The organism is Rugamonas sp. FW305-51 (genome assembly GCF_058786935.1).
Genome location: NZ_JBYSZG010000006.1, coordinates 116,241 through 129,999, shown reverse-complemented (window position 1 = coordinate 129,999; position 13,759 = coordinate 116,241). Strand labels below are relative to the sequence as shown.

Genomic DNA, 13,759 nt, shown 5'->3' with positions numbered 1-13,759 from the left:
TCCTTGCTCTAGCCGGGATCTGGAACATTCAAAATGGTCTGGCTCGCCGCGTAGGCGCCGGGGCGGTTTTGGAGTATCGCTTGCCGGGCTTGTTCCGCGGACGGTATCCATTTTTTGCTTTCCGCATACCCCAAAAAAGCCTGGGTGCTGAGCAGGGTGCAAGGTTTCGTGAGCATGAGCCCGTTATTGAGAAACCAATGATTCTCAAACAGAATGACGGGATGGGCGCCGGCATTGCTCATCTGTAAGCTGATCAGCAGGCTTTGTATCGAAAGTTCGCCGACGTTTCGGGGTGGTTGATAGGCAGGATCCCTCGCTCTCAACGCCGCCAGGTCGGCTCCCACCTGAGTCGGGAAAATTTGTACATTGGGCGCGTTCTGCTTGTAATAAGCGAGCAGCGACCGCGCCTCGGCCGAAGCGTCGGCGCGGTTTCCACGGTTGATCGTCTCGTCGCGAACGACGTCAGTGACCCCGACGTTGAAATTGGCAAGCAGTTGAAGCAAGTCGCCTGCCGCCAAAGAGAAAAGCGGGCCGGAATCGGGGATCAGCAGCCGGCTCATGCCGTCGCAGGGCGGCGGCCCGCTCCGCGCTTGGTGACCGTCTTCGCTGGCTCAAGCAGGCAATCGTCCAACGCGCTGCGCGCCTCCGCCAATTGCTTCTTCACAAAATCATCCGACAAGCGGGGCAGCGGCAGTTTTCTTTCCGCCAATAGATGGAACACGTAGCCAGCGTCCGGCAGCTCAAGGCGTCGGGACGCCTCCATGACGGAAAGTTTCCCCACGCTGACCGCCAGCAGAGTGCTGGTCAATGGGTCGAGTGCTGGCGTTCGGCCAACGTCCTCTTGCCCCAGGGAGGCGAACAAGGCTGACACCAGTTTGTTCAGCGAGGTCCCATGCTTGGCGACATAAGCTTTGGCCCTGGCCAAATCTGCTTCATCGACTTCAAAACCGATTTTAGCTTTGCTCATGGGAAACTCCTCGTCGTTTGATTTCCCCAATAATCATGGGGTGTTTTTCGTTCAAAGTCAAACCGGGGGAACGGCGCGGAGCATGGCCTGTTTGCCACAGATAAGGCGGCACAGGGGCGGGAATCGGCCGTTGACCCGCCATTGAGTTGACCCGCGCCAATAATTTCGAGATAGTATGGTGTGATCATGTAAGCATTACTCTGGAACAATTTATGACTGAGTCGCGCTCCGCCTCGCCCCTGTTCTTGCAATTGCTGGCCGACCGTCAAGGCAGTCCGGCCGGCCTGCTGTTCGACGCCGATGCCACCCTGCCGCCGCCGGCATTGCCGGAAGCGGCGTTGGGGGAACTGGCGGCCCACGGCGCCTGTTATTACCGGGCCGACGTGGCCGCCGGGCTGGCCGACACTTTGCGCGCCCAGGGCTGGCGGCCGCTGGCGGCCGACAGCGTGCTGCGGGCCGACGCCATGTTCCCGCCGGCGCTGGCGCCGGCCGTGCAGTGCGTGGAAGGGGACTGGTTCCTGGCGCCGCCGCCCAAGCCGGTGGGCCAGCAAGCCATGTCGCGCGCGCTGGCGCTGCAGCTGGTGCAGCTGGTGGCGGCCGACGCCGACACGCACGAAATCGAATCGCTGCTGCGGCGCGACCCCACGCTGTCGTACCAGCTGCTGCGGCTGGTCAATTCGCTGGGCGTGGGCACCGGCCGGCGCGTGACCAGTTTTTCCCAGGCCATCCTCATCCTGGGCCGGACCCAGCTGCGGCGCTGGCTCAACCTGATGCTGTTCTGCACCCGCGACGGCGACCTGCGCTCGCCCATGCTGCTGGGCCGGGTGGCCGTGCGCGCGCGCGCCATGGAGCTGCTGGCCCAGGCCACGGGCATGGACAAGGCGCACCAGGAGCAGGCTTTCATGGCCGGCATGTTCTCGCTGCTGGGCGTGCTGTTCGGCCTGCCGCTGGACGAGGTGCTGCAACCGCTGACCATCGCCGATGCCGTGCAACAGGCGCTGCTGCGCCACGAGGGCGAGATGGGGCAGTTGCTGGTGCTGCTGGAAGGGGCCGAGCGGCGCGATTTCGCCGCCCTGTCCGGCCAGCTGGCGCAGCTGGAACTGCCGGCCGCCGAATTCAACCAGATCGTCGCCGACGCCCACTTGTGGATGCAGAGCGTGGCGGCCAGCGCGGCGGATACGGGCCAGGGCCAGGGCCAGGGCCATGCATGACGCGGCCATCGCGCGCTGCCTGGCGCTGAGCCGGCAAGCCCGTGCCCAGCAGGGCGGCGCGCTGGCCGACACGCTGGCCAACCTGGAGGCGGCGCTGGAACAGCTGGTCACGCACGGTGAGGACGCGGCCGACCTGCAGCCCGATGCCGTGCTGGAACTGGACCTGGCCGGTTACGTGAAGGGCTGGAACAGCGGTGCGGCCCATCTGTTCGGCTACACGGCGCAGGAAGCGGTGGGGCAGCACGTGCTGTTCCTGTACGCGGACGACGACGAAGACCAGACCGTGGCCGAGCTGTTTCCCCGTCACGCCAAGGGCTATACGGATGTGCGCCGGCGCAAGCAGTCGGGCGAGGTGGTGTGGCTGCGGCTGGCCAACGCGGAACTGCAGAACGACCGGGCCGAGGTGGTCGGCGTGCTCGTCATGTTCAACCTGCTCGACGACCCGCTGTCGGAGGCGGACAAGGTGCACCTGCATGCGCGCATCGTCGAGGACAGCGACCAGGGGGTGCTGATCACGGACGCCAACGAGCGCATCGTGTCGATCAACAATTCCTTCACCCGCATCACGGGCTACACGCCGGCCGAGGCCATCGGCCAGACCCCGGACTTGCTGCGCTCGGGTATCCACGACGCCGAGTTCCGGGTCAAGGTGCGGGCCGCCATGCAAGGGCAGGGACCGTGGCGCGGCGAGATCATGGGACGGCGCAAGAACGGCGAACTGTTTCCCCAGTCCGTCACCATCAGCGTGGTGCGCGACCAGCACGGCCAGATCAGCCACACCTTTTCGCTGTTTTCCGACATCAGCGTGCACAAGGACGCCGAGGCGCGCATGCAGCGCATGGCCAACTACGACGTGCTGACGGGCCTGCCCAACCTGTGCCTGCTGAGCCAGCTGATGGGCCAGGCCTTGACGGAGGCGCGCCGCAGCCGCGAACACGGCGCGCTGCTGGTGATCGAGATCAGCCGCATCGGCGCCATCACCGACACGCTGGGGCACGAGATCGGCAACGAGCTGCTGTGCGAGATCGGGCGCCTGTTCCGGCTGGCGCTGCGCGAGGCGGACGTGCTGGCCAAGCTCGACGGCAACCGCTACGCCGTGGCCCTGCTGCACATCGAGAAGCGCGAACACGCGGCCATCGTGGCGCAAAAGCTGCTGGCCGCGCTGGAGCAACCGATCGCGATCGACGTGCACCGGCTGCAAGTGGGGGCCCACATCGGCATCACCGTCTATCCCGAGGACGGCAGCGAGACGCCGGCCCTGATACGGTGCGCCGACGTGGCCACCAGCAAGGCCGGCCAGAGCGTCGAGTCGGGCTTCCTGTTCTACAGTGAGGAAATGAACCTGCGGGCCAAGGAACACCTGCGGCTGGAAAGCGAACTGCGGCTGGCGCTGCAGAACGGCGAGCTGCAGCTGTACTACCAGCCCAAGGTCAGCCTGCGCACGGGGCGCATCATGGGCGCGGAAGCGTTGCTGCGCTGGCGCCATCCGGTGCGCGGCATGGTGTCGCCCGGCGTGTTCATTCCCGTGGCCGAGGAGACGGGCCTGATCCTGGACCTGGGCAACTGGGTGCTGGAAGAGGCGTGCCGCCAGCTGCAGGCCTGGCGCGGCGCGGGCGTGCCGGTGCCGGCCATCGCCGTCAACCTGTCGGCCCGCCAGTTCGACAGCCAGCTGCCGGAGCGGCTGGCCGAACTGCTGGAGCGCAGCGGCGTGCTGCCGGAACAGCTGATGCTGGAGATCACGGAAAGCCTGCTGGTGCGCGGCACGGAGAACGTGATCGCCATCATGAACAAGCTGGTGGCCATGGGCATGGCGCTGGCGCTGGACGATTTCGGCACCGGCTATTCCAGCCTGGCCTACCTGAAGAAATTCCCCATCAGTACGCTCAAGATCGACCGCTCGTTCGTGATCGGCTTGCCGGACGAGGAAAACGATTGCGCCATCGCGCGCGCCATTGTCACCATGGCGCGCCAGCTGCGCCAGGAAATCGTGGCGGAAGGCGTGGAAACGCCGGAGCAGATGGCCTTCCTGCGCGGCCTGGGCTGCCACCAGCTGCAGGGCTTCCTGTTCAGTCCCGCCGTGCCGGCGGCGGAATTTGCGGCCATGCTGCGCGAGGACCGGCGGCTGGCGGTGGACGCGCCCTGAGCGCCGGCTCCGCTGGCTCCATGTTTTTCCTGGTTTGTGGCACTTTGAAAGCGCCATGGGGCGGGGCAGAATGGGCGCATCACCTGACCAAGGAGCACCCATGATCGACCTGTACTACGCCGCCACCCCCAACGGCCTGAAAATGACCATCTACCTGGAGGAGGCGGGGCTCGATTACCGCCTGATCCGCGTCAACCTGGGCAAGGGCGAGCAGTTCAAGCCGGAATACCTGGCCATCTCGCCCAACAACAAGATCCCGGCCCTGGTGGACCACGCGCCGGCCGACGGCGGCGCGTCGCTGTCCATGTTCGAATCGGGCGCCATGCTGCAATACCTGGCCGAGAAGACGGGCTTCGGCCTGCCCAAGGCGCCGCGCGCCCGGCTGGAGGCGCTGCAATGGCTGGCCTGGCAGATTTCCGGGTTGGGGCCGATGGCAGGCCAGATCGGCCACTTCAACATCTACGCGCCGGAAACGGTGCCGTACGCCATCGACCGCTACACGCGCGAGGTGGCCCGCCTGTACGGGGTGCTGGACCGGCAGCTGGCCGGACGCGACTTCATCGCTGGTCAATTCTCCATCGCCGACATCGCCTGTTATCCGTGGATCGTGCCGCACGCCGCCCATGGCCAGCAGCTGGACCAGTTCCCCCATCTGCAGCGCTGGTTCGAGGCCATGCGGGCGCGCCCGTCCGTGGTCAAGGCTTACCAGGGCGTGGAGGACGTGTATGCCCGCAGCGACCGCAAGATGAGCGACGAGGAGCGCGCCATCCTGTTCGGGCAGGGCCGCAAATGACCATGCGCCTGCGCCGCGCCATGTGCTGACGGCGCGGGGCGCACAGGATGCGGCCCGGCCGCTGCCGCGGATGCCGTTTCGTGCCATGATGGGCGCCGGGAACACGCAAGGAGGCCGCCATGACACCGCAAACAACGCCACATCCATATGACCTGGAGCGCTTCAGGACGGCGCAGGCGCCCGTGTACGACACGGTGCTGGCCGAACTGGCGCAGGGCCGCAAGCGCAGCCACTGGATGTGGTTCATCTTCCCGCAGCTGATCGGGCTGGGGCGCAGCGAGACGGCCCGCCATTACGCGCTGTCGGGCCTGGACGAGGCGCGGGCCTACCTGGCCGACCCTGTGCTGGGCGGGCGGCTGCGCGCGTGCTGCGCGCTGCTGGCCGGCTGGCCCGGCCACGACCCGCACGCCATCTTCGGCAGCCCGGACGACCTGAAGTTCCATTCCTGCCTGACTCTGTTCGCCCGCGCGGTGGCGCCGGCCGAGGCGCCCATTTTTGCGCAATGTTTGCAAAAGTACTTTGCCGGAACGCCGGATCAGGCTACGCTCAGTCTCCTGTCAACCAACGAGGAATGACCATGACCCGCAGCATCCTGGACGAAGCGCACATCCATCCCGCCATCCGCACCGTTATCACGAACAGCCACGCCGATGTGGTGCGCGAAGTGCAGGCCGCCATCGCGGCCCACGCCGTGGTGGTGGTCGGCATGGCCCAGAATCCGTTCCCCCGCAAGGCGCGCAAGATCCTCGACGAGCTGGGCCAGCCTTACCAATACCTGGAATACGGCAGCTACCTGTCGCAATGGCGCCGCCGCAATGCGCTCAAGATGTGGACCGGCTGGCCCACCATGCCCATGGTGTTCGTGCGCGGCGTGCTGGTGGGCGGCGCCCAGGAGCTGCAACAGCTGGTGGCGCAGGGCCAGTTCGCCGCGCTGCTGGCGGAACCGCAACCGGCTTGACGAGCGGACGGCCGGCATTGGCCGTTGCCGAAGTTCCGGGCCCTTCATTGTTCCGGGGGAGCAATGAAGGGGGAGGACAGCCATGGTGGTGCTGCCGGGGCGGTGGTTTTATAAACGCAGCTAATCCCCGCGGGAGACTACTGCAACGCGCTATCGCTTACTAAAATAGCCATTGCGGCAACACTAAATTCCGCTAAACGGCGATATAGGTCTTAGCGGCGTCCAGTATGTTTTAGTACCACGATTTTCCACTAATCAGAGTGAAATCGTGGCAGCCATAGTGATCTATTACGCAATCGCGCATTTTAGTAAAAGCGGGCGAAAAGAACAGGACCACCCTGTATCCTGCGACCTGGCGACTCTCGGAAGAGGCGCGGCAGCGCCTGGAATTCACGCCAATCCGTGATGAACCCTATTTTTCGCTGGCCAGTTCCGTTTCCTCCGACGCCGTGCCGCTGCCCAGCAGCTGGGTCAGGGCGGCGCGCAGCTCGCGCAGCTTGGGCGGCTTGCTCAGCACGCAGTCCGTGTGGTTGGGACTGTCGCCGTCCGTCAGCAGGCGCTGGCCCCAGCCCGTGAGCAGGATGATGGGCGTGGTGGGCGACAGTTCCTTGATGGCGGCCGACACCTTGCGTCCGTCGATGTAGGGCATGCCCAGGTCGGAGATGACCAGCTCGAATGGCGCGCCGCTGTGCACGGCGGCGGTGAAGAGGTCGATGCCGGCCTGGCCGCCGTCGGCCGAGGTGACCGTGTGGCCGTCGATCTCGAGGATGTCGCGCAGCGACTTGAGCACCATCGGGTCGTCGTCCACCACCAGGATGCGGCGCGCCGACGGCGGCGTGCCTTGCTGCACCGGCAACGTTGCGCAGGCGTTGGCCTGCACCGGGAAGCGCAGCCGCATGGTGGTGCCGCCGTTGGGCCGGGTGTCGATCTCGATGCCGGCGCCGTGCCGTTCCGTCATGCCGTACACCATGGCCAGCCCCAGCCCCGTGCCCCGTTCGCCCTTGGTGGTGAAGAACGGTTCCAGGCAGCGGCGCCGGGTGGCCTCGTCCATGCCCACGCCGCTGTCGGAGATTTCGATCAGCACCTGCTGCGGCGGCGGGTTGTGCACGCCGTCGGGCTGGCTGCGCCGGTGGCGCGTGCGCAGCGTGAGCGTGCCGCCGTCGGGCATGGCGTCCACCGCGTTGAAGATCAGGTTGGTGAGCGCTTCGCGGATCTCGCCCTCGATGCCGTGGATGGGCGGCAAGTCCGGCGCCAGCTCCGTCATCATGCGGATCACGATGCCGCGCTGCAGCGGCATGTCGCTCCAGCGCGCCCGCGTCAGGTCGATCACTTGCTGCAGCAGCAGGTTGGCGTCCACCGGGGTCAGGCTCAGCTGCGGCTCGCGCTGGCGGTAGAACTCGCGCATGCGCGCCACCGTGGCGGCCACGTCGTCGATGGCGCGCTTGATCACTTCCAGGTTCTCGCGCGTGCGCGGGCTCAGGTCCGGCTCCGTCTCGAGCAGCGATTCCGTGTACAGGGCCACGGGCGAGATGGCGTTGTTGATGTCGTGCGCGATGCCGCTGGCCATCTGGCCCAGGGCCCGCAGCCGCTCCTGCTGCATTACCGTCTGCTGGGTCTGGCGGATGTCGTCGTAGGCCCGCTGCAGGGCGCTGTAGAGCTGGGCCTGGTTGGCGGCCAGGGCCACGTGTTCACTCAGCTGGCGCAGGAATTCGCACTCGCCACTGGAAAAACTGTTGGCCTCGTGGCGGGCCGCCACCAGCACCCCGAACACGGTGCTCTCGGCCAGCAGCGGCGCCATCACCAGCGCCTGCAGCCCGCCGCGCGCCAGGCGCTGGGGGAAGGGGAAGTCGACCGCCTTGATGTCCGGTTCGTACACCAGCAGGCCGGCCACGCAGCGCGACAGGCCGTTCTGGTCGATCGGCACGCGGCTGTGCTCGGTCATCGCGAATTCCATCGCCAGGGCCGAGCTGCGCAGGCCCACGCTGCTCACCTCGAGCATGTTCTGGCCCTGGTCGTACAGGCAGATGCAGCTGAAATCGACGGGCAGCTGGTCTTCCAGGCTGCGGATGACGACCTGGAAGATGCTGCGCAAGTCGAGCCGCTCGCCGATCGAGCGGGTGATCTGGTGCAGCAGGTTGAGCCGGCCCAGCTGGGCCTGCACCTTGTGTTCGGCCTGCTGGCGCACCACGATCTCGGTCTGCAGCGCGTCGTTGCTGCGGCCCAGCTCATCGCGCGAGACGGTGGTCCATTTGAGCTTGTCGGTCATGTTGTCGAAGGCGTTGGCCAGTTCGCCGATCTCGTCGCGCGTGCCCATGTTGAGGGCGAAGTCGAGGTTGCCGGCGCCGACGATGGCCGTGCCTTCGCGCAGCGTGGCCAGGGGCGCGAGCACGCGCCGGCGCACGATCAGGAACGTCATGACGACAAACACCAGCACCAGCGCGCCCGAGCCGATGGCGGCGCCGTTGGCGCGCTGCTGGGCCTCCACCACGCCGGCCCGGCTGCGCTGCGACAGCACCAGCGCGCCCGAGATCATGGCCTGGGTCTTGTTGGTGATCTGGCCCGACAGGCGGGTGGCCAGTTCCTCGTGGATGGCGCGCCGCTCGGCCAGCGCCGTCTGCGCGAGCTGGCGTTGGTTGGCCACGAGCAGGCCGAACAGCTGCTCCACGCTGAGCTGGTTGTTGCGCAGGTCGGCCAGCAATTCCTCTTCCTGCCGGTCGCCCGGGCTGGGCATGGCCACCAGCAGCTGGGTCAGCGAGGCGCTGCGCCATTGCCACTGGATGCGGGTGCGCTCCTCGTGGCGCAGCGCGTATTCCATCATCAGGTAGCGCAGCGCCGTCACCCCTTGCAGCAAGTTGCCGGCCGCTTCATTCTTGGCCAGCTCGCGCCGGGTCTGCACGGCCGTCGACAGCAGCACGGCCAGCATGGCCGACACCAGCAGCAGGGCCAGCACGCCGGCCAGTTTGAGGCGGGTAGAGATCTTCACCGGGTCCTCGTCAGTGGATGATGGTGACGGCGGCCGGCGACACCGCCTCCAGGCCGTCCAGGTAGATGAGACTGAGGTAGTTGGGCAGGTCGGTGCGGGCCGTCAGCTTGTTCTTCATGGCCCACCGCGCCTCATCCTCGAGCGCCAGGATCAGGCCCTGGTCCAGCACCACGCCGAAGCGGTAAGCCGGCCACGAGGCGCGCAACTGGCGGTCGTCGCTCTGGGAGCTGGCGCTCATCAGGGCACGGGCCGCGTCCGGATGGCTGCTGCAGTACTGCGCGCCCCGTTCCAGCGCGCGCAGCACTTTTTCCATGGTGCGCGGGCGCTGGCGCACGTAGTCGCGCAGGCCGGTGATGTTGTACAGGCTTTCGTAGATATCCTTGCCGTAGAAGGCGCGCCCGTTTTCGCCCTGCTGGGTCAGCAGGGCGTCCAGGAATGGTTCCCAGGTGGCGGCCGCGTCGATTTCGCCGCGCGCCATGGCGTCGTACAGGTCTTCCGGCCGGTAGTTGATCATGGTGACGTCGGCCGGCGCCAGGCCGTGCCGGTTGAGCATGGCGTCGAGCGCGAAATGGGCCGAGGTGTTGAGGGTGACGCCGATGCGCTTGCCCTTGAAGTCGGCCGGGGTGTGGATGCCGCGGTCGCGCCGCGCCACCACGCCGTGGTCGCGCTCGGTGCGGAAGATGGTGGCGATCACCGTCACGGGATCGTTGTTGATGCCGGCGAACATGATGGGGATGTCGGCCACCGTGCCCAGGTTGGCCTGGCCCTGCATCACCGCCTCCATGGCCGCCTTGCCGCTCGAGCGCGCCTGCAGCGTGACCAGCAAGCCCTGGTCGGCGAAATAGCCATTCTCGCGCGCGGCCGCCACCGGGCAGGTGCCGGCATAGGCGCTGTTGGTGGCGATCGAGATTTGCTCGAGCGCGGCCACGGGGCGGGTCGAGGCGCCCAGGTCCAGCCAGCCGTAGCGCCCGGCCAGCAGGGTCAGCGCGATCAGGATCAGCAGTCCTGCCAGCGCCGCAATGGCGCCTTTAGCGGTCAAGCGCGGCCCCGATGGCTGTGTCATCTCGTTCCTCCCTGGTGGGTGCCGTCAGCCGCAGCGCGCTGTCGACGGCTTCGGTAAAGGCGGTTACATCGATCGGTTTGGTCAGATAGCGGAAAAAGCCGGCCGCCATGTTGTGGCGCACCTGGTCGGGCATGGCGCTGGCGCTGATGGCGATCACGGGAATGTGGGCCGTGTCCGGGTCGGCCAGCAGGCGCCGGCGCGTCTCCAGCCCGTCCATGCCGTTCAGGTGGATGTCCATCAGGATCAGCTGGGGGCGGTGCTGGCGCGCCAGCTCCAGGCCGCGCGCGCCGTCCGTGGCCGACAGCAGGTGGATGCCGCGCCGCAGCCGCAGCAGGTCGGCGATCAGCTGCAGGTTGGCCGGGTTGTCTTCCACATACAGCAGGGTATGGCCGGCGCCGTCGGGCGCCGCCGGCGGGCCGGCCGGCTCGGGCGCCGGCGGCGGCGCCGTTTCCGGCACGCCCGGCACGGGCGTGAAGGCGACCAGCTCGGGCACCACGGCCAGGCCGCCGTCGCTGGCCGGCAGTTCGACCCAGAAGGTGCTGCCCACGTCCACCATGCTGGCCACGCCGATCTGGCCGCGCATGGCTTCCATCAGGCGCTTGGTGAGGGCCAGGCCGATGCCCGTGCCTTCCTCGCTCGAGCCTTCCTGGCCCAGCCGGTTGAAGGGCTGGAAGATCAGTTCCAGCTGGGCCGCCGTGAGGCCGGCGCCCGTGTCGCGCACGGCGATGCGCACCCGCCCCGCCTGGGCCGCCACGCAGTCGAGCGCCACGGTGCCCCGTTCGCGGTTGTACTTGACGGCGTTCGAGAGCAGGTTGATCAGCACCTGCTTGAGGCGGGTGCGGTCGGCCAGCACGTGGGCCGGGGCCCGCGCCGGGAAGCGCAGCTCGATGCCGCGCCGGGTGGCCAGCGGCTGTATCATGGCCTGGCATTCCTGGAACACGCGCGCCAGCGCCACCGGTTCCAGCGACAGCGTCATGGCGCCCGACTCGATCTTGGCCAGGTCCAGCACTTCGTTAATCAGCGTCAGCAGGTGGCGCCCGGCCTGCAGGATGTGGCGCGCGAACGCTTGCTTCTCGTCGGCCGTGGAGGGCAGCTTGTCGGAGGTGAGGATCTGGGCGAAGCCGAGGATGGCGTTGAGCGGGGTGCGCAGCTCGTGGCTCATGTGGGACAAAAAGGTCGATTTTTCCTGGTTGGCCCGCTCGGCCTGCTGGCGGGCCAGTTCCAGGTCCTTGTTGAGAACGTCCATCTCGGCCGCGTGGGCCCGCAGCTGGCTCTCCAGCTTGGCGTTTTCCATGCGCAGCATGCGCGTCTCGAGCGCGCGCGCCAGCACCGGCAGGATGGTCGATACCTTGAACGGCTTGATGATGTAGTCGAGCGCGCCCACCTTCATGGCCCGCACGGCCGAGGCGATCGAGCCTTCGCCCGTCATGATGATGCAGGCCAGGTCGGGATCGATGGCGCGCGCGGCCTGCACCAGGGTGATGCCGTCCATGCCCGGCATCATCAGGTCGGCCAGCAGCAGGTCGTAGCCGGTTGCGCGCAGCGCGCCCAGCGCGGCCTCGCCCGTGTCGTAGCCGCAGGTGTCGTAGCCGTGGTCGCGCAGCGTGCTGCACAGGGCCTGCATGTGGGCGCCCTCGTCATCGACGATGAGGATGCGGGGCCGGGTTCCGGGCTGGTTCATGCCATCTCCTGCCTGCGTCAGTCCGGTGCCTGCGCTTGCAGGGCGGCCGTTAGCTCGCGCAGCGCCGGCGGCGCCGCGTCGAGGTGATAGCTTACCGTGTGGGCCAGGCCGTCGTCGGCCTCCACCTGCAAGGTATGCACGAAGTCCCACGACTGCGGCGCGGCGGCCAGCAGCTGGGCCGGCAAAGCGAAAAAGTCGCAGTCCCGCACCAGCTGGCGCAGCCGCACGCCGACGCCGGCCGACGCCGTCGCCGTATCGGCCGTGCGCGTCTGGGCGCCGGCCGGTCCGGTAAATCCTCCTGTACTACGCAATACGAGGCGCATGGCTCTCCCGTTCAAATCACCCCAACCTCCTTCCAGGCGGTCTGGACGGCTTGCTGCTCGGCCGAGTTGGCGCCGTACAGCAGGGTGGCGGCCTGGATGGTGGCATGGGCCGCTTCCGCAAACGTGGCGTTGGAGCTCAGCAGGGGCAGGGCGCGGTACCAGATCGGCCCCGCCTTGTCCCAGGCATGGCCCTTGAGGATGGTGGCGGCGATGTAGAACGCATGGTTGGGGATGCCGGAACTGGTGTGCACGTCGGCCTCGTCCCGGTAGCCGGCCATGGTGGCGGGCTGGTCGTCGCCGGACCAGGTCAGGGCCCGGTTGCCCGGCTCGGCCATCGAGCGCAGCGCCTTGCCCACGGCCGGGGCCATGATGCCGGCGCCGATCAGCCAGTCGGCCTGGTCCACGCTCTGCTTGAGCGTCCATTGCTTGACGATGCTGCCGAACACGTCGGAAATCGATTCGTTCAGGGCGCCGCTCTGGCCCCGGTACACGAGGCCGCCGGGCACCGTGTACTGGGTCACGCCATGGGTCAGTTCGTGGGCGATGACGTCGACGGCGCCCGTGAAGCCGAGGAACAGCTTGCCGTCGCCGTCGCCATACACCATCTGCTGGCCGTTCCAGAACGCGTTGTTGAACTTTCTATCGTAATGGACGGTCGAATCGAGGCGCAGGCCCTTGCCGTCGACGGAATTACGGTTCAGCACATTCAAGTAGAAATCGTAGGTGGCGCCGGCGCCGTCATACGCCTGGTTGACGGCCAGGTCGTGGCCGGCCGGGTCGGTTTCGCCCCGCACCAGCTTGCCGGGCAGGGTGGTGCCATGCCTGGCGTTGTAGACGGTGCGGCGTTTCTCGCCGGCGCTGATGCCCATCAGGGCGGGCGTGACGGAACGCTGGCCGCGCAGATAGGCGGAATGCTCGGCCTGGTCCAGCAGGGACTGGCGCTCCGCGTCCGTGGCGGCGGCGTCCGCCAGCTTGCGCAGCATGTCGGACGGGATGATGAAACAGGTGCAGTGGTGATGATGGGTATGCATGACTATCTTCCTCAAAGACCGCAACGGGCCCGGATCCTCTGTCAGCCGTGGCAAGCCGGGCGCCACAAGTGCGCCGCCCGGTAGCGGCCGGGGCCGCTTATGGTGGTGCACTTCCTCGGTAATATAGTCTTTATATCATTGCAAATGTACGCACATTGTCACACGCTGAGGCGGCCTGGCCTGACAATTGCCATACTGGAATCACGGTGGCGCAATGTGGATGGATGGGGTGCCTTGCGCCACGATTTGCGGGACTAGCAACGGTAATTGCTGCGCGCATTGCAACGATGATGCTCAATGTGTGCTGTTTGGGCAAGCCGAAAAAACGGCCTGTATTTTTTTGGCAACATTGCCTTGCAAGTCAGTCAACCCCGCGCGCGTAGCGGATCGAGCAGATGGCGCAGGGCGTTATGGTCGAGTTCATACATCAGGGCCAGCAAACCGCCCAGTTCGCCGGCCGGGAAGCCGGCGCGCGCCATCCAGCCCAGGTAGTGGCCGGGCAGGTCGGCCAGCAGCCGCCCCTTGTATTTACCGTAGGGCATTTCGCGACGGACCAGCAGGGCGAGTTTTTCCGATTCCATGGCATGCAATATAAAGGAAAAAGCG

Annotated in this window: 13 protein-coding genes; 5 read left to right on the top strand and 8 right to left on the bottom strand. The window is 66.9% G+C overall.

What is annotated here, in order from left to right; all coding sequences use genetic code 11:
- Positions 1-8 precede the first annotated feature (8 nt).
- Both AC3WOS_RS06700 and AC3WOS_RS06695 read right to left on the bottom strand, forming a co-directional pair.
- Positions 9-560 (bottom strand): hypothetical protein, encoded by a 552-nt coding sequence (locus AC3WOS_RS06700; protein ID WP_492715101.1) that lies wholly within the window; start codon positions 558-560, stop codon positions 9-11.
- Positions 557-967, bottom strand: coding sequence for a hypothetical protein (locus tag AC3WOS_RS06695; RefSeq protein WP_492715100.1), 411 nt, complete (start codon positions 965-967; stop codon positions 557-559). Before AC3WOS_RS06695 ends, AC3WOS_RS06700 begins: the two co-directional genes overlap by 4 nt.
- A gap of 212 nt (positions 968-1,179) precedes the next feature.
- Between AC3WOS_RS06695 and AC3WOS_RS06690 the strand changes: the two genes are divergently transcribed.
- The 5 genes from AC3WOS_RS06690 (at position 1,180) to AC3WOS_RS06670 (ending at position 6,072) form a co-directional block, all read left to right on the top strand.
- A complete protein-coding gene (locus AC3WOS_RS06690) occupies positions 1,180-2,178 on the top strand; it encodes an EAL and HDOD domain-containing protein (protein WP_492715099.1) in 999 nt (332 codons plus the stop codon).
- Complete coding sequence (locus tag AC3WOS_RS06685) at positions 2,171-4,321, top strand: putative bifunctional diguanylate cyclase/phosphodiesterase (protein WP_492715098.1); 2,151 nt, start codon at positions 2,171-2,173, stop codon at positions 4,319-4,321. The genes AC3WOS_RS06690 and AC3WOS_RS06685 overlap by 8 nt, the downstream gene beginning before the upstream one ends.
- Positions 4,322-4,421: 100 nt before the next feature.
- Positions 4,422-5,114 (top strand): glutathione S-transferase N-terminal domain-containing protein, encoded by a 693-nt coding sequence (locus AC3WOS_RS06680; protein ID WP_492715097.1) that lies wholly within the window; start codon positions 4,422-4,424, stop codon positions 5,112-5,114.
- A 119-nt stretch (positions 5,115-5,233) separates the two neighbouring features.
- Positions 5,234-5,689 carry a DUF1810 domain-containing protein gene (locus tag AC3WOS_RS06675; RefSeq protein ID WP_492715095.1) on the top strand — a complete coding sequence of 152 codons (456 nt, stop codon included), beginning with the start codon at positions 5,234-5,236 and terminating at the stop codon, positions 5,687-5,689.
- Between the two features lie 2 nt (positions 5,690-5,691).
- On the top strand, positions 5,692-6,072 hold the full coding sequence (locus AC3WOS_RS06670; protein ID WP_492715094.1) for a glutaredoxin: 381 nt from the start codon (positions 5,692-5,694) through the stop codon (positions 6,070-6,072).
- 412 nt (positions 6,073-6,484) lie between these two features.
- Here the strand turns inward: AC3WOS_RS06670 and AC3WOS_RS06665 are convergent, their stop codons facing one another.
- The 6 genes from AC3WOS_RS06665 to AC3WOS_RS06640 form a co-directional block, all read right to left on the bottom strand.
- Positions 6,485-9,055, bottom strand: a complete 2,571-nt coding sequence (locus AC3WOS_RS06665) for an ATP-binding protein (protein WP_492715093.1) — start codon at positions 9,053-9,055, stop codon at positions 6,485-6,487.
- 10 nt (positions 9,056-9,065) lie between these two features.
- Entirely contained in the window at positions 9,066-10,094 is a 1,029-nt protein-coding gene (locus tag AC3WOS_RS06660) for an ABC transporter substrate-binding protein (protein WP_492715092.1), read from the bottom strand.
- Positions 10,084-11,799, bottom strand: coding sequence for a response regulator (locus AC3WOS_RS06655; RefSeq protein ID WP_492715091.1), 1,716 nt, complete (start codon positions 11,797-11,799; stop codon positions 10,084-10,086). The genes AC3WOS_RS06660 and AC3WOS_RS06655 overlap by 11 nt, the downstream gene beginning before the upstream one ends.
- Before the next feature lie 17 nt (positions 11,800-11,816).
- Positions 11,817-12,122, bottom strand: a complete 306-nt coding sequence (locus tag AC3WOS_RS06650) for a protealysin inhibitor emfourin (protein WP_492715090.1) — start codon at positions 12,120-12,122, stop codon at positions 11,817-11,819.
- An 11-nt stretch (positions 12,123-12,133) separates the two neighbouring features.
- Entirely contained in the window at positions 12,134-13,153 is a 1,020-nt protein-coding gene (locus AC3WOS_RS06645; protein ID WP_492715089.1) for a M4 family metallopeptidase, read from the bottom strand.
- 365 nt (positions 13,154-13,518) lie between these two features.
- Positions 13,519-13,734 (bottom strand): DUF3820 family protein, encoded by a 216-nt coding sequence (locus tag AC3WOS_RS06640; RefSeq protein ID WP_492715088.1) that lies wholly within the window; start codon positions 13,732-13,734, stop codon positions 13,519-13,521.
- Positions 13,735-13,759: the final 25 nt, after the last annotated feature.